21 protein-coding genes are annotated in these 23,499 nt (G+C 67.8%); 11 read left to right on the top strand and 10 right to left on the bottom strand.

All coding sequences use genetic code 11. From position 1 onward, the window contains the following. The first annotated feature begins 62 nt into the window (after window positions 1-62). Window positions 63-839: an SDR family oxidoreductase gene (locus Q4A20_RS00990; RefSeq protein WP_303119158.1), complete on the top strand. Its 777-nt coding sequence runs from the start codon at window positions 63-65 to the stop codon at window positions 837-839. Window positions 840-860: 21 nt separating this feature from the next. On the opposite strand, the gene Q4A20_RS00995 is transcribed toward Q4A20_RS00990, so the two are convergent. Further along, window positions 861-1,631 carry an SDR family NAD(P)-dependent oxidoreductase gene (locus Q4A20_RS00995; RefSeq protein ID WP_303119160.1) on the bottom strand — a complete coding sequence of 257 codons (771 nt, stop codon included), beginning with the start codon at window positions 1,629-1,631 and terminating at the stop codon, window positions 861-863. Between the two features lie 234 nt (window positions 1,632-1,865). Here Q4A20_RS00995 and Q4A20_RS01000 point away from each other — a divergent pair, with 234 nt between their 5' ends. The 8 genes from Q4A20_RS01000 to Q4A20_RS01035 all read left to right on the top strand — a co-directional run bounded on the left by Q4A20_RS01000 (window position 1,866) and on the right by Q4A20_RS01035 (window position 11,402). Then, window positions 1,866-2,717, top strand: coding sequence for a class I SAM-dependent methyltransferase (locus Q4A20_RS01000; protein WP_303119161.1), 852 nt, complete (start codon window positions 1,866-1,868; stop codon window positions 2,715-2,717). Window positions 2,718-2,967: 250 nt separating this feature from the next. Then, window positions 2,968-3,978: a LacI family DNA-binding transcriptional regulator gene (locus tag Q4A20_RS01005; protein ID WP_303119163.1), complete on the top strand. Its 1,011-nt coding sequence runs from the start codon at window positions 2,968-2,970 to the stop codon at window positions 3,976-3,978. Between the two features lie 98 nt (window positions 3,979-4,076). Then, window positions 4,077-5,732, top strand: a complete 1,656-nt coding sequence (locus Q4A20_RS01010) for an ABC transporter substrate-binding protein (protein WP_303119166.1) — start codon at window positions 4,077-4,079, stop codon at window positions 5,730-5,732. Between the two features lie 51 nt (window positions 5,733-5,783). After that, window positions 5,784-6,764 carry an ABC transporter permease gene (locus Q4A20_RS01015; protein ID WP_303119169.1) on the top strand — a complete coding sequence of 327 codons (981 nt, stop codon included), beginning with the start codon at window positions 5,784-5,786 and terminating at the stop codon, window positions 6,762-6,764. A gap of 13 nt (window positions 6,765-6,777) precedes the next feature. Next, window positions 6,778-7,710: an ABC transporter permease gene (locus tag Q4A20_RS01020; protein WP_303119171.1), complete on the top strand. Its 933-nt coding sequence runs from the start codon at window positions 6,778-6,780 to the stop codon at window positions 7,708-7,710. Window position 7,711: 1 nt separating this feature from the next. Continuing rightward, window positions 7,712-8,752, top strand: a complete 1,041-nt coding sequence (locus tag Q4A20_RS01025; RefSeq protein ID WP_303119173.1) for an ABC transporter ATP-binding protein — start codon at window positions 7,712-7,714, stop codon at window positions 8,750-8,752. Further along, window positions 8,749-9,807 carry an ABC transporter ATP-binding protein gene (locus Q4A20_RS01030; protein ID WP_303119175.1) on the top strand — a complete coding sequence of 353 codons (1,059 nt, stop codon included), beginning with the start codon at window positions 8,749-8,751 and terminating at the stop codon, window positions 9,805-9,807. Before Q4A20_RS01025 ends, Q4A20_RS01030 begins: the two co-directional genes overlap by 4 nt. Beyond that, window positions 9,804-11,402 (top strand): glycoside hydrolase family 32 protein, encoded by a 1,599-nt coding sequence (locus Q4A20_RS01035; RefSeq protein WP_303119177.1) that lies wholly within the window; start codon window positions 9,804-9,806, stop codon window positions 11,400-11,402. The genes Q4A20_RS01030 and Q4A20_RS01035 overlap by 4 nt, the downstream gene beginning before the upstream one ends. A gap of 35 nt (window positions 11,403-11,437) precedes the next feature. Here the strand turns inward: Q4A20_RS01035 and Q4A20_RS01040 are convergent, their stop codons facing one another. The 4 genes from Q4A20_RS01040 to dapD form a co-directional block, all read right to left on the bottom strand. Then, a complete protein-coding gene (locus tag Q4A20_RS01040) occupies window positions 11,438-12,193 on the bottom strand; it encodes a succinate dehydrogenase/fumarate reductase iron-sulfur subunit (RefSeq protein ID WP_303119178.1) in 756 nt (251 codons plus the stop codon). Beyond that, entirely contained in the window at window positions 12,190-14,151 is a 1,962-nt protein-coding gene (locus Q4A20_RS01045; RefSeq protein WP_303119179.1) for a fumarate reductase/succinate dehydrogenase flavoprotein subunit, read from the bottom strand. Before Q4A20_RS01045 ends, Q4A20_RS01040 begins: the two co-directional genes overlap by 4 nt. Next, a complete protein-coding gene (locus Q4A20_RS01050; RefSeq protein ID WP_303119182.1) occupies window positions 14,148-14,966 on the bottom strand; it encodes a succinate dehydrogenase cytochrome b subunit in 819 nt (272 codons plus the stop codon). Before Q4A20_RS01050 ends, Q4A20_RS01045 begins: the two co-directional genes overlap by 4 nt. Before the next feature lie 166 nt (window positions 14,967-15,132). Beyond that, the gene (gene dapD / locus Q4A20_RS01055) at window positions 15,133-16,113 is read right to left on the bottom strand and encodes a 2,3,4,5-tetrahydropyridine-2,6-dicarboxylate N-succinyltransferase (RefSeq protein WP_303119184.1); all 981 of its coding nucleotides are present in this window, start codon (window positions 16,111-16,113) and stop codon (window positions 15,133-15,135) included. Window positions 16,114-16,231: 118 nt separating this feature from the next. On the opposite strand from dapD, the gene Q4A20_RS01060 reads away from it, so the two are divergent. Together Q4A20_RS01060 and Q4A20_RS01065 are read left to right on the top strand one after the other, a co-directional pair. Next, entirely contained in the window at window positions 16,232-16,939 is a 708-nt protein-coding gene (locus tag Q4A20_RS01060) for a histidine phosphatase family protein (protein ID WP_303119186.1), read from the top strand. A gap of 125 nt (window positions 16,940-17,064) precedes the next feature. Further along, window positions 17,065-17,835, top strand: a complete 771-nt coding sequence (locus Q4A20_RS01065; protein WP_303119188.1) for a hypothetical protein — start codon at window positions 17,065-17,067, stop codon at window positions 17,833-17,835. A gap of 202 nt (window positions 17,836-18,037) precedes the next feature. Here Q4A20_RS01065 and Q4A20_RS01070 read toward each other — a convergent pair whose 3' ends face one another. From Q4A20_RS01070 to Q4A20_RS01090, 5 genes are all read right to left on the bottom strand, one after another. Next, window positions 18,038-19,843, bottom strand: coding sequence for a hypothetical protein (locus Q4A20_RS01070; protein WP_303119190.1), 1,806 nt, complete (start codon window positions 19,841-19,843; stop codon window positions 18,038-18,040). Beyond that, the gene (locus tag Q4A20_RS01075; RefSeq protein ID WP_303119192.1) at window positions 19,840-20,652 is read right to left on the bottom strand and encodes an ABC transporter ATP-binding protein; all 813 of its coding nucleotides are present in this window, start codon (window positions 20,650-20,652) and stop codon (window positions 19,840-19,842) included. Before Q4A20_RS01075 ends, Q4A20_RS01070 begins: the two co-directional genes overlap by 4 nt. 119 nt (window positions 20,653-20,771) lie before the next feature. Continuing rightward, entirely contained in the window at window positions 20,772-21,569 is a 798-nt protein-coding gene (locus tag Q4A20_RS01080) for a response regulator transcription factor (RefSeq protein ID WP_303119195.1), read from the bottom strand. Between the two features lie 31 nt (window positions 21,570-21,600). Then, the gene (locus Q4A20_RS01085; protein ID WP_303119197.1) at window positions 21,601-22,992 is read right to left on the bottom strand and encodes a sensor histidine kinase; all 1,392 of its coding nucleotides are present in this window, start codon (window positions 22,990-22,992) and stop codon (window positions 21,601-21,603) included. Beyond that, a complete protein-coding gene (locus tag Q4A20_RS01090) occupies window positions 22,989-23,450 on the bottom strand; it encodes a PLD nuclease N-terminal domain-containing protein (RefSeq protein ID WP_303119200.1) in 462 nt (153 codons plus the stop codon). The genes Q4A20_RS01085 and Q4A20_RS01090 overlap by 4 nt, the downstream gene beginning before the upstream one ends. Window positions 23,451-23,499: the final 49 nt, after the last annotated feature.

Raw genomic sequence — 23,499 nt, forward strand, 5'->3', positions numbered from 1 at the left:
CACCGCACCCACCAAGAAGATCCACACCTGCCGATTCCCGATAGAAAGGCCTTTCGGACGCCATGGACCGCAACTACTTCGATCTGACCGGACAGGTAGCCCTCATCACCGGATGCTCCTCCGGACTGGGGGTACAGATGGCCAAGGCGCTCGCGTCCGCCGGTGCCGGCATCGTCGCCGTCGCCCGCCGCGTGGAGCGTATCGAGGCGGTGGCCGCCGAAGTCTCCGAGGAGTTCGGCGTACAGACCCGGGCGATCCGCTGCGACATCACCGACACCGCTAACGTCGAAGCGGTCGTTGATGCCGTCCTGGAGAGCTTCGGTCGTCTGGACGTCGTGGTCAACAATGCGGGCACCGGCGCCATCGGCCCGGCGGAGGACATCACCGATGACCAGTTTCAGCAGGAGTTCGACATCGACCTATTGGGATCATTCCGGGTGGCGCGGGCCGCGGCGAAGAAGGCCATGATCCCCGCCGGCTACGGCCGCATCATCAACATCTCCTCCATGTACGGGCTGGTGGGAAACATGGTGGCCGGCTCCGCCCCGTATCACGCCGCCAAGGGCGGGGTGGTCAACCTGACGCGGGCGCTGGCCGCCGAGTGGGGAAAGTACGGCATCACCGTCAACGCGATCTGCCCGGGCTATTTCTACACGGAGCTGACCACGCAGACTCTGGACTCCGACTTCTTCCAGGAGCACGCCCGGCGCAGCATCCCGCTGGGCCGCTACGGCGCGGAGGGTGAGCTTGATACTGCCGCCCTGTTCCTGGCCTCGCCCGCCTCCGCGTACGTGACCGGCACGGCCCTCCCCGTGGACGGCGGATACACCGCCATCTGACCGTGCTGAAGTGGGTGAGGGTCAGAGGAAGGCGCCGTTGCACACCTGGAGCACCTGGCCGCGTACGGCCCGCCCCATCTTCGAGGCCAGATACAGGCAGGCATAGGCCTGATCCATGGGGTCGCACTCCGGCCCCGGGAAGTAGACGTAGTGCTGGGAGTGCTCCAGCATCTTCTGCCCCCCGGGCTGCTCGCCGGCCTTGTTGGCCAGGTGGGCCGGAGTGACAGTGGCTCCGGGGGCGACGGCGTTGCAGCGGATGTTCGTGTCGTTCAGTAGCATGGCGACGTTCTTCGTCAGCGTGTTAAGTCCGCCCTTGGTGGAGGTGTAGGCGGCGCCGCAGAAGGGACGCTCCCCGTTGACCGAGGAGATATTGATGATGCAGCCCTCGTTCTTGGGCCGGAAGATCTTCAGCGCCTCGCGGATGTAGCGCATGGGGCCGGCCAGGTTGGTGTTCATGACGTAGAGCATCCAGTCGTCATCGGTCTCATCGATCGTCTTCTGCTCACCGATGCCGGCGTTGTTGATCAGGACGTCCAGGTCGCCGAACTCCTCCAGCACGCGGGCGAAGACCCGCTCGGTGTCCTCCAGGCTGGTGACGTCAGCGACGATGCCGATGGCTCGACCGCCCTTGGCGCGGATGGCGTCGACGACCTCATCGAGCTGCTCGGCGTGGCGGGCGGTTATAGCGACGGCGGCCCCCTCGTCGGCGAACAGCTCGGCCATCGTGCGGCCCATCCCGTAGCTGGCCCCGGTTATCAGCGCGACCTGCCCTTTGAGCATCTGTGCGTCCATGACTGCTCTGTCTCCTTCGCGCCGGGTGCGGCTGGCGTGTCTCGCCTAAGGGTTAGCCGAATGCCCGGCATCAGGATCGATGGTAGGCGGCATGGGGCGAATACTGCATGGCCCTGGGAGTGCTCCCCGGTGGGTGAGTGGAAGACCCATCGGACCTGTGCCGGAGATGTTTACGAGCCGTGTGTGTAGTGCCCCACTCTGAGGACAGTGTGAGGAGAGGATAAACTGTGATACATGACAGACCAACGTCATACTTCTGACGGCGGCAAGTCGGTGGCCGCGCCCACCGACTCCTCCGAACCGCCCCTGCCCTACGCCGATCGCCCCATGGACGCCGCCCCCGGCCACTGGGTGCTGGCCCGCGCCGGTAAGCGCGTTCTACGCCCCGGCGGCGCCGCGCTGTCCACTGCCATGCTGGACCGCGCCCATCTGGCAGGCGCCGACGTCGTCGAACTCGCTCCCGGGCTGGGGCGCACGGCGGCGGAGGTGATTGCCGCGGCCCCGGCCTCCTACATCGCCATCGATCGGGATCCCGACGCCGCCCGTCGGGTGGCCGCGGTGGTGGGTGAGCGCGGTAGCGTCCGCCAGGGGGAGGCTGCGCACACCGGCCTGTCGGACGCGAGTGCGGACGTGGTTATCGGTGAGGCCATGCTCACCATGCAGGGCGACAAGGTGAAGGCCGCGATCGCCGCGGAGGCGACCAGAGTGCTGCGTCCGGGCGGGCGTTACGCCATCCATGAGCTGGCTGTGGTCCCGGACGACATTGACGACGCCCACTACACCGATCTGCGTAAGGACCTGGCGCGCGCCATCCACGTCAATGCCCGCCCCATGACGGCGGCCGCCTGGCGGCAACTGCTCCAGGACGCCGGACTTGTGGTCGACTGGGTGGAGACCGCTCCCATGGCCCTGCTCAAACTCGGTAGGAACCTCCGCGATGAGGGTCTGGGCGGCTTCGTGCGCATCGCCCGCAATGTCATCTCCGACAAGGAACTGCGCCGCCGCATAATGCTCATGCGTCGCACCTTCAAACGCTACGAGAAGGACATGGTGGGGATCGCCCTGGTGGCTCACAAGCCCGAGTAGAACGCCTCGTCGCGTCTCGACCGGAACCGTTGTCAGCCGCGAACCCGGGCGAGCGCGAGCCGGGCTGCTTCAAAGGGATTCGTCCGGCCGGAGAGATATGTGGCGAGAGTCACATTAGTTGTGCACATAGCGCCTTGACAGGCCTCCCGTACTGACTAATAACATTTGCGTGCATTCCAGTTACGCGCGTTAGTAACGCGAGTAACTGGAGGTGGTGACAATGTTGTTCGCCGAGAATCGAGGGAGACTCATGGCTGCAGGGCGGCGTAGCGCGACGATGGCCGATGTTGCGCGGGTTGCTGAAGTCTCGCGCACGACGGTGTCCTTCGTGTTGAACGACCGGCCCGGCAGTGCCATTCCGGACGAGACCCGTCGCAAGGTGCTCGCCGCGGCGAAGGCGGTCGGCTATCGGCCGAACGCCGGTGCGCGCGCCCTCGCGAAACGGCGCACCGGCATCCTGGGCATGGTCACCGAGATCGTCACCGGCCCCTTCGCCGTCGAGACCGTGGTCGGGGCGCAGCGGCGCGCATCCGAACTCGGGATGACCATCTTCATAATGGCCTCCACCGGTGAGCCGGAAGTTGACCAGCAGGCATTCGCCACTATGCTCGAGCATCGGGTCGAGGGAGTCATTTACGCCACCGGATCACACCGGGCGGTGCGTCTTCCTGACGAGGCGGCGGAGCTGCCGACGGTGCTGGTGCACTGCTTCGATGCCGATACCGAGCTTCCTGCCGTGCTCCCAGATGAAGAGCAGGCCGGAGTGCTGGCCACCCGGGCCCTGACCGATGCGGGGCATCGTCGCATTGGTCTTATCGGTCTCGATCCCACCATTCCCGCGGCCGTGGGACGCCGCCGGGGCTATGAGCGGGTCCTGTCGGAGTGCGGAGTGGAGATGGACGAGTCGCTCATCGTCGTGGGCGGCGCTACCTCCCAGGGCGGATACGACGCCGCCTGCCGGCTGCTGGATCACGGTGAGCCGCCCACCGCCGTGTTCTGCGCCAACGACCGTATGGCAATGGGTGCCTATGACGCGGTCAAGGAGCGCGGCCTGAGCATTGGCGAAGACATCGCGGTGGTGGGTGTCGACAACCAGGAGATCGTCGCCGGAGGGCTGCATCCCGGACTAACCACGGTGGCGCTTCCCTTCGACGCTCTGGGCAGGTACGGCGTGGACGCCCTGGACACCATCGCCCGCGGGAAGGAGGTGCCTCGCCGCCAGGTCCTGGACTGCACGCTCGTGACGCGCCAATCCATCTGATTGAACCTCTTACGCCGGCTTCTCGGTCGCACCTGCGCCGCGGCCGCATCCGCTCTGAACACTCGACCGTCCCCTTCAAAGATGAAAGGACTATTGCCATGTCCCCTATTTCCCTTTCCCGTCGTCAGGCTCTGGCTGGAGGAGCGATCGGCTCCGTCGCCGCGCTGTTAGCGCTGGCCGGCTGCTCAACCGACTCCGCCGATGCCTCCGGCCGTCTCCTCACGATCCCTCGTGAGGACATGGGTACCTTTACCCGTAACTTCAATCCCTTCTCCCCGAACAACGCCCCCATGACCGCACAGGCCGTCTATGAGCCGATGCTGATCTTCAACCCGGTCCGGGGCGACACCGTGCCCTGGCTCGCCGAGTCGTGGGAGACCGCCGAAGACGGCATGTCCATCACCTTCCATCTGCGCCAGGACGTCACCTGGTCCGATGGGAACCCTCTGATCGCCCAGGATGTGGTCACCACCTTCGACGTACAGCTCAAGACGCTCGGCGGCTACGACTACCTGGACACGGTCTCGGCCGGGGATGACCACACCGTCGTATTCAAGTTCTCCCGCCCGTACTCTGTGGCACTGTACGAACTCGGCCAGCAGCTTGTCACCCCCGATCATGTCTGGTCGAAGATCGCCGACCCCGCCAAGGACACCAACGAGAACCCGGTCGGCACCGGTCCGTTCACGGAGATAGCCAATTTCCAGGCCCAGTCCTACGATCTGATGCCCAACCCGAACTACTGGCAGAAGGAAAAGGTCAAGATCCCCGGCATCCGCATGCTCGCCTTCGCCGGCAATGACGGTGCCAACCTCGCCGCCGTCAACGGTGACGTCGACTGGGCGCCCCAGTACATGGCCGACATCCAGACGGCCTACGTGGACAAGGACCCCGAACACCGTCACTACTGGTTCCCCGGCATCGGTTCGACCATTCAGTGGACGCTGAACACCACCAAGGCGCCCTTCAACGACCCGGCATTCCGCAAGGCCGTGAGTCAGGCCGTCGATCGGGAGGCGGTGTGCCAGACGGGGATGAGCGGCTACGCCAGCCCCATAGACCCCACCGGAATGGGTGATGGATTCGCCGACTGGAAGGACCCGGAAAGCCTCGCCTCTCCGCTTTGCACATACGACGTGTCCGCCGCCGAGAAGGCACTTGATGCGGCCGGCTATGTGAAGGGCGCCGATGGCAGGCGCAGTAATCCGGACGGCAGTGAGCTCAGCTTCTCCATCTCCGTCGGCTCGACCTCCTCCGACTGGCTGAGCGTCGCGCAGATCATCGTGCAGAACCTCGCCGATGTCGGTATCACGGCCACGGTCGATTCCCCGGACTGGTCCGAGGTCACCTCCGTGCTGGAGAACGGCTCCTTCGACACCGCCGTGTGCTGGTCCTCCGTCGGCGCCACGCCCTACACCTACTACCAGTCCGCCCTGTCTGAGGAGAAGGTGAGGCCGGTCGGCGAGCAGGCATTTGAGAACTACCACCGTTTCGGCGACGCCGAGGCCACCGCGCTGCTGGCCGAGTTCGCGGCGACCTTCGACGAGGCCGAGCAGAAGGAGATCTGCAAGCGGATCCAGGCGCGTTTCCTCGAGACCTGGCCCGTCATCCCACTGTTCCCCGGGCCGGAATGGGGTGCCTACACCGATGTCAACTTCATCGGCTGGCCCACTGAGGATAACGACTACGCCTCCCTGGCCACCAGGTCGACGACCACGGTACTGATCCTGACGAGCCTCGAACCGCGTGCCTGAAGCGCAGCCGGTGGACTCGTACACGCGATGCTCGTGCAAGGAGACTGATTCATGTCTTACGTCTTGAAGCGGCTGGGGTTCTACCTGCTCGCCTTCTGGGCCTCCATCACCCTCAATTTCCTGCTGCCCCGACTGATGCCCGGGGATCCGGTGTCCCGCATGTTCTCCAAGGGCGGCGCCAAACTCACCGAGGAACAGGCCCTCCAGCTCCAACAGCTGTTCGGGCTGGATGACCGCCCCATGTGGCAGCAGTACATCTCCTACATCAAGGCGATGCTCACCGGTGACATGGGAGTGTCCATATCGCGGTTCCCGACTCCGGTCTCCGAGGTCATCGGCAGTCAGATCGGATGGACCATCCTCCTGGGCGCCGTCTCCCTCATAATTGCCGTGCTGCTCGGCAATCTCCTGGGGATCATAGCCGCCTGGTACCGCGGAGGCATCGTCGACTCCGTCTTTCCGCCGCTCCTGGTGTTTCTGGGATCGTTCCCCTACTTCTGGCTGGCCATGGCGGGGCTGTACGTCTTCGGCACGGGCCTGGGCTGGTTCCCGTTGCGTCACGCCTTCACCGCGGGCGTCGTCGCGGACTGGGGGAGCATCGCCTTCCTCGGGGATGTCGCCTACCACCTGGTGCTGCCGGCCACCACCATTGTCCTGGTGTCACTCGGCGGTTGGGCGCTGGGAATGCGCAACACGATGATCTCGACCAATTCCGAGGACTACATCATCATGGCCGAGGCGAAGGGGCTCAAACGCTCCCGCATCATGCTCCGGTACGCCGCCCGCAATGCAATGCTCCCCTCGGTGACCAGCTTCGGCATGTCCCTGGGATTCATTGTCGGCGGCTCCATGCTCACCGAGGCGGTCTTCGCCTATCCGGGCGTCGGATATCAGCTGCTCAGCGCCGTCAACGCGCTCGACTACCCGCTGATGCAGGGGATCTTCTTCACGATCACCGCGGCGGTTCTGGCCGCCAACTTCCTGGTTGACATTGTCTACGTCCGTCTCGACCCGCGCGTGCGGACCGCCTGAAAGGAGATCACTCATGGGAAATCCGCTGGTAGCCATGCCTTCTGCACGCAGTCGGCGCCAGACCGGGCTTGTGCGCAGCCTTCTGAACTCCCGTAAGGCGCTGTTCGGGGTGGTCGTGCTACTCGTCTTCATCGCCCTGGCGCTGCTGGCGCCTGTTATCAGTCCTGGTGACCCGGCCCGGATCACCTCCTCCACGGCGGCGCCGCCCAGTGGCGCGCACTGGCTGGGCGTCACCCCGAAGGGGCAGGACGTGTTCGCGATGACCCTGTGGGGAGCGCGCTCGTCGTTGGCGGTAGGACTCAGCGTCGGCGTCGTCGCCACCTTCGTGGCGCTGCTGATCGGCCTGGCCTCGGCCTACTTCGGCCGAGCAGTGGACGGCATCCTCGCCGTCGTCACCAATGTGTTCCTGCTGCTCCCGGGGCTTCCGCTCCTGGTGGTCCTGGCCGGCTTCATGCCTCCGGGGCAGGGGACGATCATCATCGTCCTGGTGGTCACCGGCTGGGCGGGCGCCGCCCGGGTGATGCGTAGCCAGGCCATGTCGGTTAGGGGCAAGGACTTCGTGGCCGCCGCCCTGGTCACGGGTGAACGACCCCTGCGAATCATGTTCGGCGAAATCCTGCCCAACATGGCATCGATAGTGATGTCGACGATCCTCGGTTGCGTGAACGCCGCCATCGGCAGCCAGGCCGGACTGGAGTTCCTCGGTCTGGGTGACTCCTCGGTGGTCTCCTGGGGAACGAACCTCTACTGGGCATCTAACGACGGCGCCCTCATGACCGGTCGCTGGTGGACCTTCCTGCCGTCCGGTCTGTGCATCGCCCTGGTGGCGTTCGCACTGGCAATGATCAACTTCGGCGTGGACGAGGTCACCAACCCCCGCCTGCGCAAGCCCTCCAAGCGAGCCCGCAAGGCGCTGCGCGAGGGCGCGACCGCGGTGGAGGTCTGAGATGAGTGAAATAAAAGGCGCCTCGACGGACTCCAGGATGGCCCGCCGTCGGCACGGGGGCGAGAACCCGCTGCTGATCGTGGACGGCCTCAGAGTCGAGTACAGCGGTGAGGCCCGCTCCGTGATCGGAGCAGACCGGGTGAGCTTCACCATCGGCAGGGGAGAGGTCCTGGGGCTGGCCGGCGAGTCCGGCTGCGGGAAGTCCACCACCGCCAATGCGATCATGCGGCTGCTCAAGCCTCCCGCTGAGATCACCCATGGGACCATCACCTTCGACGGGCGTGACGTACTGGCCATGTCCGCCGAGGAGCTCCGACAGTTCCGGTGGCGTGAGGTGGCGATGGTATTCCAATCCGCGATGAATGCGCTCAACCCGGTGATGACGGTTGGCGATCAGATCATTGACGTCCTGACCACCCATGAGCACATCTCCAAGCGGGAGGCACGGGACCGGGCCGCCGAACTACTGGGGGTCGTGGGCATCCCGACGGATCGTCTCAGAAGCTACCCCCACCAGCTGTCCGGCGGTATGCGGCAGCGCGCGGTGATCGCCATCGGGCTTGCGCTCAATCCGTCGCTGCTCATCATGGACGAGCCGACTACCGCACTCGATGTGGTGGTCCAGCAGGAGATCATGGAGCAGGTGATTGAGCTCAAGGACCGCCTGGGATTCTCGATCCTGTTCATCACCCATGACATCTCCCTGATGGTTGATATATCGGACCGTATGGGAGTCATGTATGGCGGGCGTCTGGTGGAGATGGGGCCGTCGAAGGAGATCTTCTCCGATCCGCTCCACCCCTACACCCGCGCCCTCATGGGGGCCTTCCCTCCCATCAGCGGCCCGCGGGTGCGCCGCACCGGACTGTCCGATTCCCGCGACGGCGCGGATCGTCCCTGGGCCCGTGCCATCGCGGACCTGGTGGAGGCCGCCCCCGGGCGGTGGATGGCACCGGTGCACGCAGAGCAGTCGCCGTCCGCCTCCCCCCGCCGTCGTGATGAGCCTTCGCAGACCGACCACGCCAACAAGGAATTGTCATGAGTGAGCAGCTGATCGTCACCCCGCCCCTGGGAGAGCCCGTATTGAGGATTGAGAATCTGCACAAGGACTTCTCCCAGGGGGGACTGCTGTCCCGAAAGGTCGTGCATGCCCTGTCAGGCGTCGACCTCACCCTGCATAAGGGAGAGATCCTCGCGCTGGTAGGCGAATCCGGATCGGGCAAGTCCACCATCGCCAGAATTGTCTCCCGTCTCGAAAAACCCACTTCGGGACGATTCCTGGTTGACGGCCAAGACATTCTCAAGCAGGAGCCGCACCGGGTGTCACGCGCCTACCGCGGTCGCGTCCAGATGGTGTTTCAGGATCCCTTCGGGTCACTCAACCCCGTCCACACGATCGGGCATGTGCTGCGGCGTTCCCTCGCGCTGCACCGACCCGGGCAGCGGGGATCGGAACGTGAACGCGCCGCCGAGGACCTGATGGCGACCGTCGGCCTGGAGACGAACATGCTCGACTCCTATCCGCATCAACTCTCCGGCGGCCAACGCCAACGAGTCGCGATCGCACGGGCCCTGGCCTGTGACCCGGAGATACTGCTGGCCGACGAGCCGACGTCCATGCTGGACGTATCGGTGCGCATCGGTATCCTCAATCTCATGCTCAAGCTCCGTGACGAACGGGGGCTCTCGATGCTTTACATCACGCACGACCTCGCCAGTGCCAGGTACGTCGCGGATACGACTGCAGTCCTGTTCGGCGGTGAGCTGGTGGAATCGGGGCCCTCCGTGGACATCATGGCCCAACCGGACCACCCCTACACGCGGCTGCTGCTTTCGGCGGTACCGGACCCCACTCGCCGCCTCGCGCTCAGCAAGGAGGAACGTCAGGCCCTGCGGCGGCAGGTGCTCCACCCGGAGTCCTGCCCGCACGTCGGGGGCGCAGAGTCCTGCTCGGAAACGAAACCGGTGCGCCACCGCATCGGTCAGGATCACTGGGTCCGTTGCCACCGGTACGCCCCGCGGGGCGCTGCGGGAACGGCACTGACCACCGAAATGGGAAGCGGGACGCGTAGGACCGAGGAGGCTGCGGCACGGTGAACTCCGTAGTACCGCCTGAATCATCCCCTGAGCCGGCGTCGGCAGACGGTGGACTGTTTCAGGATGAACTCCTCACGCGTGCGCAAGCGGACCCGCTCCTGCCCCGGTTCCATTTCACTCCTCCCGCGGGCTGGATGAATGACCCGAATGGGCTCCTTCACCGTGACGGGATCCACCACCTGTTCTACCAGTACAACCCGGTAGGTCCCACGCATCACCGGATTCACTGGGGGCATGCGGTCTCACGGGACCTGCTGACATGGACGGACCTGCCCATCGCCCTGGCGCCGGCGCAAGCGGGGCGGGGAGCCGATGCGGACGGGTGCTGGTCGGGGGTGGCGGTGGTCGATCGCGGTCTTCCCACCCTCGTGTACTCGGCCAATCGCGAGGGCCGTCAGGCGGCGGCTCTCGCGGTAGCCGCCGATGGCGCCGATCCATTCCTGGTCGGGTGGGACAAGTACCCGCACAATCCGGTAATCGCCGGCCCGCCCGATACCCCGGAGATCACCGGCTTCCGCGACCACTGCGTGTGGCAGGAGGCCGACGGGAGCTGGACCGGGCTGATGGGTGCGGGCACCGTCGAGCATGGCGGCACCGTGTTGCGGTACACCTCCCCGGATCTGCGGCACTGGACCTATCGGGGGCCGATTCTCTCCGGTTCGGACTGGCAGTCAGGCCCCGAGGAACCGTGGACCGCCACCATGTGGGAGTGCCCCGACCTCATTGCTCTGCAGGAGCCCATCCACGACGACCCTGGTGGGGCCGTGACCGGCTCGGCAACGCATGCACTGATCTTCTCTGCGTGGAACCAGGGGCAACCTCTTGAGGCGTTGGCTTTCATAGGGCATTACTCTGGAGGCCGCTTCCATCCCACGGGTTTACGGCGCGTCGACTGGGGCGGACGCTTCTGCTACGCCCCCCAGAGCTACTTGGATGAGACCGGTCGCCGCATCCAGTTCGGCTGGATGCCCGAGGGGCGTGAGGAGCGCAGCGTCGCCCGTGCCGGCTGGTGCGGTGCAATGACCGTGCCGCGGCTGCTGTCGGCTGACGCGGACGGCGGACTCGCCGTCGAGCCGGTGCCGGAGCTCGCCCGGCTGCGGGAGCAGCATGAGGTGATCCCCGAGGGCGTCCTTGACGGTGGCCGGTGGGCGTCATCTACACGTGGTGGCGGGCTCGACATCGAGCTTGTGCTCGCTCTCGATCAGGAGGGTTGCGCGGAGGTCGTCCTCGATCACGACGGCGAAGAATCCGACCGGGGCGAACGGACAGTCATCCGTATGGCACGGGGTGCTGACGGTTGCGTGATAGAGGTGGATACCTCGCAGTCGTCTCATGAGCCGGGGGTTGACGCCGGGCTGAAGACGATGCCGGTACGCACCCGTGGTGACGAGAACGATCCGGTTCACCTGCGGGTGATCCTGGACCGTTCCACGCTAGAACTCTTCAGCGACCACCGGGCACTGTCCGCACGCATCTACCCGGCCTATCCCGAGTCGACTCGCCTCGTGGTCACCGGTGAGCGGACCCGGATCTGCGCCGGTTCGGTGTGGACGATGCGGTCGACCCGGCAGGCGAACCGCCGTCGTCGGCCTTGAAGGTGAGTCAGGAGCAACCAGCTCGGCCGGCGGCCTCAGTCGTCGCGACTGCGGCCGCGCAGGCCGGCGCGCAGCACCTCCCGGTTCAGGGCGGCGATCGCCGTCAGCGGGATGCCGGCCGGGCACGCCGGTACGCACTCCCCGTACAGGGAGCAAGGACCGAAGATCTCATCGACCGTCTGCGCCATGCGGCGGGCCCGCCGGGAGCGCTGGTGGCGGCCCTGCGGCATGAGCGCAAGGTGCGCCAGCTTCGCACCGGCGAACAGCATGGCCGCGCCGTTGGGGCAGGCGGCCACACACGCCCCGCAGCCGATGCAGGCGGCGAAGTCGAGTGCCTGCTCTGCCTGCAGATAGGGCTGGGGCACGGAATCGGCGTCCGGGGCTGTTCCCGCGGCCACGTCCACCGTCCCGCCGGCGCGGATCAACTCGTCCAGCGCGGTGCGGTCCACCACCAGGTCGCGGATCACCGGGAAGGCTGCGGAACGCCACGGCTCTAGGCGGAAGCGGGTGACCCCGGGGAAGGCGCGCAGGTGTTGGCGGCAGGCGGGAGTGTTGTCCTGCGGCCCGTGGGGCTTGCCGTTGACCAGGAATCCGCACATGCCGCACACGCCCTCGCGGCAGTCGGATTCGAAGACGACCGGCTCGCCGCCGTCCTCGATGATCTGATCGTTCAGGCGGTCCAGCAGTTCGAGCAGGCTCATCTCCGGCTCGGCGTCGTCCACGGCGTAGGACTCGAAGTGGCCGCGGGCGCGTGGACCGTCCTGCCGCCAGATCTCCAGTTCCACTCTCATCGGTAATCCCTCACCTGCATCGGTACCAGCGAGAAGCTCAACGGTTCACTGCGGCGCGTATGCCGACCGGAGGCGTCGGTCAGCCAGGCGGACACGGTGCACCAGTCGGCGTCGTCGCGCTTGGCCTCGCCCTCGGCGGTGGCGTACTCCTCTCGGAAGTGCGCCCCGGCGGACTCGCGCCGATCCAGCGCGTCCAGGATCATCACCTCGGCCAGCTCCAGGAAGTCGGCCACTCGCAGCGCCCTCTCCAATTCCTGATTGAGTCGCTCCGGCCCGCCGACGATCCTCACATCCGCCCAGAACTCCTCGCGCAGCGCCCGTACCCGTTCCAGACCTTGGTGCAACCCCGCCTCCGAGCGGCTCACCCCGCAATCCGCGTACAGGATGTCCCCCAGGCGCCGGTGGAACCAGACGGGCCGGTGCGTGCCGCCCACCGCCAGCAGAGCCTCCACTCGGCTGCGGGCCTCGGCGAGGGTGGCGGTCACTTCCGGGGCGTCGTCGGCCAGTACGCCACTGCCCACGAGTCCCGCCAGGTAGTTCGGCACCGACAGCGGCAGTGTGAACCAGCCGTCCACGGAGGCGCTCAGCAGCGAATTCGCCCCCAGCCGGTTGGCGCCGTGGTAGTTGTTGGAGGCCTCTCCGCCCACGAACAGCCCCGGAATGGTGGACATCTGGTCGAAGTCCACCCACAGTCCGCCCATGGTGAAGTGGGCGCCCGGGGCGATGCGCATGGGCACCTCGTAGGGGTCTTCGCCGGTGGCGTCCAGGTACATGTCGAACAGGTTGCCGTAGCGGGCGGCGATCACCGGTTTGCCCAGGCGCTGCAGGGCGTCGCGGAAGTCCAGGTAGACGGAGTTGTGCAGCGGCCCGACGCCGCGCCCGGACTCGATCTGCTCCCGGGCGTTGCGGGAGGCGACGTCGCGGGGGGTGAGGTTGCCGAAGGCCGGGTACTTGCGCTCCAGGTAGTAGTCCCGCTCCTCCTCGGGAATGTCATTCGGGGGGCGGTCGTCCCCGGGCCGCTTGGGCACCCAGATGCGCCCGTCGTTGCGCAGCGACTCGCTCATCAGCGTGGTCTTGGACTGCCAGTGGGAGGAGACCGGCAACGCGGTGGGATGGAACTGCACCATACAGGCGGAGGCGAAGGCAGCGCCGCGGCGGTGTGCCCGCCAGGTGGCCGAGGCGTTGGAGGCCATGGCCAGGGTGGAGTAGTGGAAGACGCTGCCGTAGCCGCCGGTGGCCAGGATGACGGCGTGCGCCGTCCAGGCTCGGATCTGGCCGGTGAGCAGGTCGCGGGTGACGATGCCCTGGGCGCGCCCGTCGGCGACGATCAGGTCCAGCATCTCGGTGCGGGAGTGCATGTGCACGCTTCCGGCGTCGATCTGCTCCTGCAGCGCCTGGGCGCAGGCGACTTCCAACTGCTGGCCGGTCTGCCCGCGTGTGTAGTAGGTGCGGGAGACCTGCACGCCGCCGAAGGAGCGGGTGGCCAACTGGCCGCCGTACTCGCGGGCGAAGGGGGCGCCGATGGCGTACATGTGGTCGATCACCCGCACCGATTCGATCCCCAGACGCACCACATCGGCCTCCCGGCCCCGGTAGTCGCCGCCCTTGACGGAGTCCTTGACGAAACGGTGCAGGGAGTCGCCGTCGACCTTGCGGGCGCGGGCGGCGTTTATGCCGCCCTGTGCGGCAACCGAGTGCGCGCGGCGGGGCAGATCGTGCAGGCTGAAGCATTCCACCCGGTAGCCGAGCCGGCCCAGGGTGGCGGCGGCCCCGCTGCCGGCAAGACCGGTGCCGACGACGATCACGGTCAGGCGCCGCCGGTTGGCGGGGTTGACCAGCCGGTATTCGTCGCGCCGACGCGCCCAGGCCTCCTCGGGTGGACAGTCGGGCAGGTGCGGGTCCAGGTCGGGGCCGACGTCGTACAGGTCGTCGACCGGGGGCGGGGGTAGGGGGCTCATGAGATCACTCCGCTCAACACCAGCAGGGGCAGCATGCCGTTGCCAATCGCTATGGCTAGGGCGACGGCGATGGCGATTCCCAGGCAGATGCGACGCAGCCGGGTGCCGGTGCCGCCCAGGTCGTTGACGACCGACCACAGTCCCTGTGCCAGGTGCACTCCGATGGCCAGCATCACCAGGCTGTAGAAGATCGCCATCGGTGGGCGTGACAGGCTGGCGATCAGGTTCTCATAGGCGTATGCCGTAAGTTCGCCGTCGGAGTGTGTGGCGGCCATGAAGCCCTGCGGGGAGACCAGGCGGCCGATGGTCAGGTCGAGCAGGTGCACGGCGATGAAGACGAGCAGCAGGCCGCCGGTGATGATCATGGTGCGGGCGCCCAAGGTGCGTGGGCGCATGTTCTGCCGACGGAAGGAGCCGCGGGCTTTGCGGCCCCGCCACCACAGGGTGATCCCGCCTGCCACGTGCAGGATCAGGCAGGGGCCCAGGACCAGCCGCATGATCCACAGCACGCCCTCGTGGGGGATGAGCGGGTAGCCGATCTCCCGCAGCCACTCGGCGTAGTTGTTGTATGCCTGCGCCCCCTGGAAGGCCTTGAGGTTGCCGATCATGTGGACCAGCACGAATGCCGCCATGAGGGTGCCGGTGATCGCCATGGTCGTTTTCAGCGTGGTGAAGGATGGGCGCGCGCGCCGGCGCGGACGGCCGGTCGGCAGATCGCCGCGCCCACCGGAGGCGCCCGCGCCGCCGGTGGGCGCGGCGGCGCGGGAGTCACCGCTCGGAATGGTTGGGGAGGGGGAGCGGGTGGATGTGGACATCGGAGCTCCCATCGACGACGACTTCGGGATCAGCTGTCATCTATCGTAACGCGTGTCACAAAAAGTGGGGTGCGGGCACAGTGGTCGTCTTGCATGGTGGCTGTGGCCGTCCCAAGCAATGGACGATGGGAGTGTTGAATGAGTGGCGGCGCCGTCGTCGTCGGAACTAGTGAGAGGCGCTCTGCGCGGCCAGCTCGATCCCCTTGCCTCCCCGGGAGAGTGCCTCCACCGCCCCGGACTGGGAGTTGCGGCGGAACAGCACATTCGAGGCGCCCGCCAGTTCGGTGGCGGCAACCACCCGCGGCTCCTTGAACAGCCCGTGCGAGCCGGGCACCACTCCTCCTTGGGGCATCAATGACACGCGCGTGCCTGCGGTCACGAACAGACCGGCCTCCACCACGCAGTCATCGCCGAGCGGAATGCCCAGGCCCGAGTTGGCGCCCAGCAGACAGCGCTCGCCCAGCGCCACCCGGCCGGCGCCACCACCCGTGGCCAGCCCCATGGTGGAGGCACCGCCGCCGATGTCGGAGCCGTTGCCGATCACCACGCCCTGGGCGATGCTCCCCTCCACCACTGAACGGCCGAGCGTGCCCGCGTTGTAGTTGACGAAGCCGCCGTGCATGACGGTGGTGCCCTCCGACAGGTACGCCCCCAGGCGCACATTCGCGGCGTCGCCGATGCGCACCCCGGTGGGCAGCACGTAGTCGGTCATGCGTGGGAACTTGTCCACTGACAGCACCTGCACCGGGTGCCCCAGTGAGGCCTGCAGGCGGATCCGCGTGGATTCGAATCCCTGCACCGCACAGGGGCCCGCGGAGGTCCACACCACATTCGGCAGGCGGGAGAACAGGCCGTCCAGGTTGATGGTGTTCGGCCGCACCAGCCGGTGGGAGAGCGCGTGCAGGCGCAGATAGGCGCCTGCCACGGTCTGCGGGGCGTCGTCAAGATCCGCCGAGGTGCGCACCACCGTGGTGTGCACGCCGCGGGCGGGGTCGCGGCGCTCCATGGAACTGAGCGTGGCCAGCAGGTCGGCGTCGCCGTCCTCCGGTGCCCGGCCCAGGACCGGTCGCGGGTACCAGACGTCGAGGGTGTGGCCGTCGTCGGTCACGGTCGCCAGGCCGAGACCCCATGCGCTGCGAGTCGTCATGGACGCACCATACGGGACGGCGGGCGGTGACGCACGATACGCCGCGGCGGCAACCCGGACGGCGATCTCGGTGTCGGGCGGCATCGCCACGGGGCAGCGGGCGTGCGAGAATCGCGGCATGGCGCGTACCACCATCCATCTCATGCGGCACGGCGAGGTTCACAACCCCGAGGGCGTGCTCTACGGGCGCCTGCCCGGTTATCACCTCTCCGAACTCGGTCGCCAGATGGCCGACCAGGTAGCGGATGTCCTGTCCGCCTCCGGTCACGACATCGCCGCCGTGATCACCTCGCCGCTGGAGCGCGCCCGCGAATCCGGTGCCCCCACGGCGGTCGCCTTCGGCCTCGCCCCCACCTGCGATACGCGCCTGATCGAGGCCGACAACCACTTCGAGGGCGTGCCCGTCAACCGGGACCGCACGATCCTGGCCCGCCCCGAGTACTGGCGCTACTACGTCAACCCGCTGCGCCCCAGCTGGGGGGAGCCCTACACGCAGCTGGTGGCCCGTATGAGCGCGGCCGTGCGCGCCGCCATACCGCAGGTGGAGGGGCGTGAGGCCCTGCTGGTATCCCACCAGCTGCCCGTGTGGGCGCTGCGTCTGCGCCTGGAGGGGCGTCCACTGCCGCACGACCCGCGGCGCCGCCAGTGCTCCTTGGCCTCGCTGACCTCGCTCACCTTCGATGGACGCACCCTGGTGGGGCTGTCCTATTGGGAGCCCGCCGGGGACCTGCTGCGCCGCGCCGCAGACATGGTGCCCGGGATTTCCGGCGCCACCGAGAATGTCGGCGGCGGGGTTGACGCTACTGCCAGCGCCGGGGACGCATGACCGGCATGCCCGTACCGCCGGGCCCAGAGCGGTCCGACCACGTTGCTGACGGCGCCAACCCGGAGGGTTCCGCTGACCCGAATCTGCCCGGAGGGCAGCATGCGTCTGCTGATCGGAGCCCAGCTGTGGGCTCGGCAGCCCCGGCCGGATCAACCGTGGGCGAGTTGGTTCCCGCTCGAGTTGCCGACGTCGTCCCCGCCACCCCGTTCCGGCCCGCACCGCAGCGGCCCTGGACCGGCCAGGACTTCATATGGTGGAACACCGCCGGTGTGCTCACCGCATTGCGGGCGGGACGCCGCCCCAACCCTGTCTCCCCGGTGGTGGACCCCATCCGTGCGGCCTTCGCCGCCGATGAGGTAATGCTGGCCACCTGTGATGCGGAGATGCTTGTGTGGCGACGTGGCGAGGCGACATACAACCCCTCCCGGGGCTTCTTCCTGGCCGGTGGACCGGTGGGGCTGGCTCTGACGGCCGCCTTCTTCGGTGGGCAGGCCTACGTGAATTCCCGGCGCAAGCGGGCCGCCGAGGCCGACGCCGTGGAGAAGTGGCGGCACCTGGCCTACGCCCGGCTGACGGTGTCGACCCACGGCATCTATCTGGGCACCGGCGAGGGCGTCATGCCGATCGCCTTCGCCGACGTGCAGGAGGTGCAGTTGACCGGGATCGGTGAAGTGGTGATGGCAGCCGCCAATGCCTCCGGCTCGGCGCGATGGAAGCTGCGCGCCCAATGGGCCGAACTGGTGCTGGTGATGTGGGCGGCCCGGTACCTGCCCGGACACCCCCAGCTGGTGGGACGCACCTGGCTGCCGACCGACTGGTTCGCCCACGCCGCCGCCTGGGGCTACGCCGTGGACACCTCCAACTGGCCCCGCTTCCAGCCGCGTGCCCTGGGCTGACGCGCCCGCGCGGGCGGTGAGTGTCAAGATTCGGGACAAACAACCCTGAAGTAGCCAACTGCTGCTATCGGATCGTTGGAATTAAGCCGTTCTGAAGAAGGCCTGAAGGTGCGCATCTGGCGTTTGTCCCGAATCATGACAACTGAGGGGGTGCACCGCGGGTGAAGCCGTGGCGGCGCCGGCCTCGGCGGGAGCCGTCGAGCTATTCGGTCTGCCGGGCGGCGACGGCGCGGCCTCGGGTGGCGCTGACGGCGAAGGCGGCCACGCCGATCGCCAGGCTTGCGGCCGCGATCGTGGCCCAGCGTCCCGGGTAGGTGCCCGCCGCCTGAATCCAGCCCCATGGCGCCAGGTGCCACAGCGACGTCGCCACTAGTGCCTCGTTTCCGTCGATGACCAGGCCCACCAGGAACAGGCCCACGCCAACGATCACCGTCACCGCCGTCCCGGCTATCTGCGCCAGCGTGTGGGAGAGCGCGGTGAGCATGAAGACCACGAAAGGCGTAACCATGAACACGTACACGGGTGCGCCTAACCCTCCCAGTTCCGGATGGGTGGGGAACAGCGGTGCCCCCAGGCGGGCTATGGCCCACGCGGGGATCAGCGCCACAGCCAGCAGCACCATCGCCCAGGTCAGCGCCGCCGCCGTCAGAGCAGCCGGCCGGGCTAGCAGCACCAGACCTCGCCAGGCGTCGGCCTGGGCGCGCCACGCCGTCGCCCCCGCCACCCAGGCGGCAATCGGCGCTCCCGCCAGGGTGAACAGCGGCAGGGCGTAAGCGGCGGAGTAGCCCGCCTGCGTCAGGCCCAAAAGCGCCAGCAGCACGACCGTGAGCACCGCCCACAGCCGCCAGGGCAGACCGAGGGCGACCGCCCGGAAGGTACTGCGTGAACCCGGCGATGTCAGTACGGCCAGAACCGCAGGGGACAGGCCGTGTTGTGATGCGTGCGCTGTTCGGCCGGCTACGACCGTCGTCCCGGCGGGAACAGCATGGCCCGAGGTGAGCGCCGGACCGACAGGCCCGGACGGCGCAGAACTCGAGGCGTCCGGTGAAGAGACCGGCGCGGGCATCGTATCTACCCGACCGGTCGAGGTGGGTTCGGCGGCTTGTGTCCGTGCCCAGAAACGTGGGCGAAGAGTGGTACGGCGCTGAACGATGAGAGCCCCCACCGCGCGGCGCGCGCCCAGCAGCACGGCGACGACGCCGAGCAGGCACAGCCCGGCACTGCCCAGCACGCCCGGCGCCACCGGGTAATCCCACACCGGTGAGCCCGCCTCCAAGGAGATGCCGTTGGCATGCACCTCCAGCAGCGGCAGGGTCGGGCGCATCGCCCAGGTCCACGGCCGCGCCCACCAGAACGTCGTTTCTGCATGCAGTGCGCCCGCGGCCGACCACACCAATGCCAGCGCCGGGGCCAGCCCGACGGCGATGCCGCCGAGCCACTGGCCCAGGGCCAGCCCCCACACGCTCGCCCCCGTGACCGACACCCACATCACCAGGGCGAACAGCAGGTACTGGGGCCACGGACCCCAGCCGGCGCCGCGAATGAGTGCGTCGATCACGATCGGTGCCAGCAGAATGACCTGCGATACCAGGGCCGAGGCGGCCAGCACGGCTACGCGTACCGCCACGGTCAGCGCAGGGGAGGCGCCCCGCCAGACAGTTCCACCCGCCCGGTGGCGCCGTTCCCGCCAGGCAACCATGGCGCCGGTCAGCGCCCCCATGGGCAGGGCGAAGGCGGCGGGGTAGGGGTTCAGCCACGGCAGCACGCCGTCATTCCAGCCGTCGGCGGTACGGGCGGCATGCGCCACCAGCAGGGCATGCAGGGCGAAGACCAGTACTCCCACCGGAACGCCCCAGGTAGCGGTGTGCCTGCTACGACCCAACTCCGCGCGCAGTACGGCGCCGATACTGGGCAGGTTCCGCGGCCGGTAGGCGGCTCGGGGCCGCGTCGGGGAATCCGTCCGGGTGGGGGAGGCCAGGGAGGCTGCTGCGCTGATCTCAGTGGTCATTTGCGTGCCTCCCGCCCGCTTTGCTGCTCGGCCCCGGCGAGGGCGGCGAGGAAGGCCTCCTCAAGATCCTGCCCGGCCGTGGCGAAGTCGACCAGCGGCCCCTCGTAGACCATGCGCCCGCCTGCGAGCACACCGATGTCATCGCAAGTACGCGCCATCTCCCCGAGCACATGACTGGAAACGATGACGGTGCGCCCGCCCGCAGCCAGCTCGCGCAGCAGATCGCGCAGCCAGATGATGCCCTGCGGGTCCAGTCCGGACTGCGGCTCGTCCAGCACCAGCACCTCCGGGTCGCCCAATAGTGCCATCGCCAGGGCCAGGCGCACCTTCATACCGGTGGAGAAGCTTCCCGCCCGTTTGCGGCCGGCCTGGCCCAGGCCGACCTGCTCCAGCAACGGGTCGATGACCTCCGAGGCGGTACCGGTCAGCAGGCAATGGATGCGCAGGTTGCGGCGTGCGGACAGCTGCGGATAGAAGGCGGGGCCATTGATGCTCGCGCCCATATGCATCAGGCTCTCGCGATCGAGGGGTCTACCCAACACCTGGATTGAACCGGCGGCGGGGCGCAGTAGCCCCAGTGCGATGTTGAAGGTCGTGGATTTACCGGCGCCATTTGGCCCCAGCAGACCGTACACGCGACCCGGACGGGCAGTCAGGTTCAGCCCCTTGAGCACTCGCTGTCGGCCGTAACTGACGTCGACCCCCCGCAGAGCCAGGCCAGGTGGGGCTATGGCAGCGGCGGGTATGTGGGATGAGCCGGAGGTGGAGACTGTCGGCGCAATAGAAGGGGATGACGATTGTGCGGTCATGTGCTCAGCGTCCGCCCGCGCACCCCGGCGGCGGATCCCCACATGGGACACGAATGCCGCCCGGCCTCCGGCCCGCCCTCCTCCGACGACTCCCCCGAAAGGGGGAGGGCGGTTGCCGTCTAAGGGTCGGTGCGGACCATCCCGGCTTGCAGGGCGTGAATGACCAGCTCCACCCGGTTGCGGCAGCCCGTACACCCCAGCAGCGCCTTGACGTGGGTCTTAACGGTCGACTCGGCGATGTACAGGCGCGCGGCGATCTCCGGGTTGGTCATGCCCCGGCACACCAATTCGAGCACGTCACGCTCGCGGTCGGTCAACGCTTCACCGGGCAGGAGCCCGGTCTCGGCCCCGGGTCGTTCGCCGTGCTCCACACTCACTGGGCGAGAGGCCGGTGCGGCGCCCGAGACCACGGTCGTCGCGGCCGGATCGCCTGCGGTACGCGCCGGCTCTCCCTCCAGTGCCCGCAACACGTAGGGGGTGACCATCGGGTCCAGCCAGGCCTGACCGGCGGCTACGGCACGAACCGCCGCCAACAGATCGGCCGGGCCGGAGTCCTTCAGCAGAAAGCCGACCGCCCCGGCTCGCAGCGCCCCCAACACCAACTCCTCCTCCTGGAACGTGGTGAGCATCAGTACCCGTGTGGGGCGGTCGCCGCCGGAGCCGCTTAGGCCCGGGTCGGACAGCAGCCGCCGGGCGGCCGTGATCCCGTCGAGCCCCGGCATCCGGATGTCCATAAGCGCGACGTCAGCCGCCTCGCCGGCTTCCCGGGCGCGGCGCAGGGCCGCCAGCGCCGCCCGCCCGTCATGCGCAGTGGCCACCACGGTCATATCCGGCTGAGCCTCCAGCAGGGAACAGAAGGCCGCCACCAGGAGTCGCTGGTCATCGACGACGGCTACCCGCAGGCAGTTATTGGGCATTGATCCTCACTCCTCCCGGGCCACGGAGCCGCTAGCCGACGACCGGCGACGTAGGCGAATCAGGTGGGAACGCCGCTGGGAAGACGGCATCGAGCAGGAAACACGTCCCGGCGTCGTCATATGCACCAGCCTCCAGCCGGCCCCCTACCAGGCGTAGCCGTTCGGCCATACCGGTCAGGCCGAATCCGTACTCCCGGTCATTCGACTCGCTCGCCGCAGTAGCGCCCTCGCCTTCGGACAGCGGGTTGATGACACGCACCCGGCACCAGCCGTCGTGCTCGGCGACGGTGAGGCGGGCGGTGCCGGCGCCATGCCGTGCCGCGTTGGCCAGGCCTTCAGTGACTACTCGATTCAGCGTCAGTCTTTGCAGTGCGGTCCAGGAACTATTCCAGGCGGCGAGTTCGGACCTGGGAGGCAGCGTGGCGTCGACCCTCAGGCCGGTGCTGCGGGCGCGTTCTACCAGATCGGGCAGCCCGGTCAGGTCCGCCACAGGTACCAGTGTGCGCTGCGTCGTGGTCTGGACCGCCGAACTGCGCAACAGGGCCACCAGTTCGTGCGTGGAGGAGAGAGCGTCAGCGGCAACATCACGCACCGTGGTGAGTGACTTTAAGACGGCATCGGGGGTGCCCAGTGTCAGCCCCGCATCCGCCTGTACCTTGACTGCGGTTAGTCCATGACCGACCAGGTCGTGCAGCTCCCGAGCAATGGCCAAGCGCTCCGCGGATACCGCCCGGGTGGTGGCCAGGCGGGCGGCTTCGGCGACGGCCCGGTCCAGCGACTCGGCGGCAGTGCGGCACCGTAATGCCCACAGGTAGGTGGAGGCCACCACGAGCACGCAGGCGAGGGCGAGGCCGAAGGGCGGATAGTCGAACATGTGGGCGGTGTGCGGATTGACCGCATACAACGTATGCGGGTTGATGACCGCGCCGACAAGCGTCGCCAGCAGCGCCCCCACGCCCCAGCGGCGGTCCGGCGCCCAGCGGGTCAGCGCATGCAACGCCGTCGGCACCGCCACGATCACCGGTGACAGGCCGAGATTGACCGGAGTGAAGCGCAGCAGCGCCACATAGGCCACCATGGCCAGGTAGACGATCACGCCTGAGATCACGGGGGATCGGTGCCGGAGGGGCTGGGCAGCGGTCACCACCAGCGCTATCAGTGTGTTCGCCACATAGGCCGGGTGCGCTCCCCAGGTGGACACCAGCGTGAAGTCGGCCAGCACCACTACAGCCAACAGGGCCGTCAGTACCGCGTCACTGAGCGGAACCCGGAAGCGTGCGGGTCCGGTCAGGCGGCAGTGTCGGCGCCAGTCCAGGGCGGTTGGTGCCGGTACGGCGGTGGATGCGACGGGCACTGCCGGATCGCCCGTGGGCGAGACGCGCACGGGCGGCGCCTGCTGGTCGGTGTTGTCGGTCCCAGTCACGATGTCGGGGAGTCGTCCGAAGGGATCCCGGGGCCGTCCGCACCGCTACGGCCATTCGGGTCATCGCCCGGACCTTCGTCGCCCTCCTGCTTGGGGACGTCGGGGTTTTCGTGCCTGCGTTCCTGCCGACGACGACGCTGAATATCGCGATCCAGGCCGGCGAGGAACTCGGGATCGTCGTCGGGCGCCATGGGGCGCGGTCGTTCCGCCAGGTGCAGCCCCGCGCTCTCCTGCGACGACCACACGGTCCGCTCGATTTCGCCGCCGCGCTCCTCCGCGGCCCGCACCCGGGAGGTGATGATCCAGGCCAGTGGCCCCACCACCGTCATCACCAGGATGATCAGGATCCACACGGGCTTGGGCAGGTTCGCCGGCATGTTCTCCGAGGGCGTGCGCACACAGTCGAGCACGGCGTACAGGGCCAGCGCGAAGACGAGGATGTAGAGGAGGGCACGCACGTGTCTACTTTAACCGTTCTGTTGACTGTGGCGGTGGCGCGGTCCCGTG

Origin of the sequence: Actinomyces sp. (assembly GCF_030530635.1) — a bacterium.
Lineage (GTDB): Bacteria > Actinomycetota > Actinomycetes > Actinomycetales > Actinomycetaceae > Actinomyces.

What these genes read in the sequence shown, in the direction of transcription:
- Q4A20_RS00990 (WP_303119158.1), top strand. Translation starts at nt 63, where the DNA reads ATGGACCGCAACTACTTCGATCTGACCGGACAGGTAGCCCTCATCACC.
- Q4A20_RS00995 (WP_303119160.1), bottom strand. Translation starts at nt 1,631, where the DNA reads ATGGACGCACAGATGCTCAAAGGGCAGGTCGCGCTGATAACCGGGGCC.
- Q4A20_RS01000 (WP_303119161.1), top strand. Translation starts at nt 1,866, where the DNA reads ATGACAGACCAACGTCATACTTCTGACGGCGGCAAGTCGGTGGCCGCG.
- Q4A20_RS01005 (WP_303119163.1), top strand. Translation starts at nt 2,968, where the DNA reads ATGGCTGCAGGGCGGCGTAGCGCGACGATGGCCGATGTTGCGCGGGTT.
- Q4A20_RS01010 (WP_303119166.1), top strand. Translation starts at nt 4,077, where the DNA reads ATGTCCCCTATTTCCCTTTCCCGTCGTCAGGCTCTGGCTGGAGGAGCG.
- Q4A20_RS01015 (WP_303119169.1), top strand. Translation starts at nt 5,784, where the DNA reads ATGTCTTACGTCTTGAAGCGGCTGGGGTTCTACCTGCTCGCCTTCTGG.
- Q4A20_RS01020 (WP_303119171.1), top strand. Translation starts at nt 6,778, where the DNA reads ATGGGAAATCCGCTGGTAGCCATGCCTTCTGCACGCAGTCGGCGCCAG.
- Q4A20_RS01025 (WP_303119173.1), top strand. Translation starts at nt 7,712, where the DNA reads ATGAGTGAAATAAAAGGCGCCTCGACGGACTCCAGGATGGCCCGCCGT.
- Q4A20_RS01030 (WP_303119175.1), top strand. Translation starts at nt 8,749, where the DNA reads ATGAGTGAGCAGCTGATCGTCACCCCGCCCCTGGGAGAGCCCGTATTG.
- Q4A20_RS01040 (WP_303119178.1), bottom strand. Translation starts at nt 12,193, where the DNA reads ATGAGAGTGGAACTGGAGATCTGGCGGCAGGACGGTCCACGCGCCCGC.
- Q4A20_RS01045 (WP_303119179.1), bottom strand. Translation starts at nt 14,151, where the DNA reads ATGAGCCCCCTACCCCCGCCCCCGGTCGACGACCTGTACGACGTCGGC.
- Q4A20_RS01050 (WP_303119182.1), bottom strand. Translation starts at nt 14,966, where the DNA reads ATGTCCACATCCACCCGCTCCCCCTCCCCAACCATTCCGAGCGGTGAC.
- dapD (WP_303119184.1), bottom strand. Translation starts at nt 16,113, where the DNA reads ATGACGACTCGCAGCGCATGGGGTCTCGGCCTGGCGACCGTGACCGAC.
- Q4A20_RS01060 (WP_303119186.1), top strand. Translation starts at nt 16,232, where the DNA reads ATGGCGCGTACCACCATCCATCTCATGCGGCACGGCGAGGTTCACAAC.
- Q4A20_RS01070 (WP_303119190.1), bottom strand. Translation starts at nt 19,843, where the DNA reads ATGACCACTGAGATCAGCGCAGCAGCCTCCCTGGCCTCCCCCACCCGG.
- Q4A20_RS01075 (WP_303119192.1), bottom strand. Translation starts at nt 20,652, where the DNA reads ATGACCGCACAATCGTCATCCCCTTCTATTGCGCCGACAGTCTCCACC.
- Q4A20_RS01080 (WP_303119195.1), bottom strand. Translation starts at nt 21,569, where the DNA reads ATGCCCAATAACTGCCTGCGGGTAGCCGTCGTCGATGACCAGCGACTC.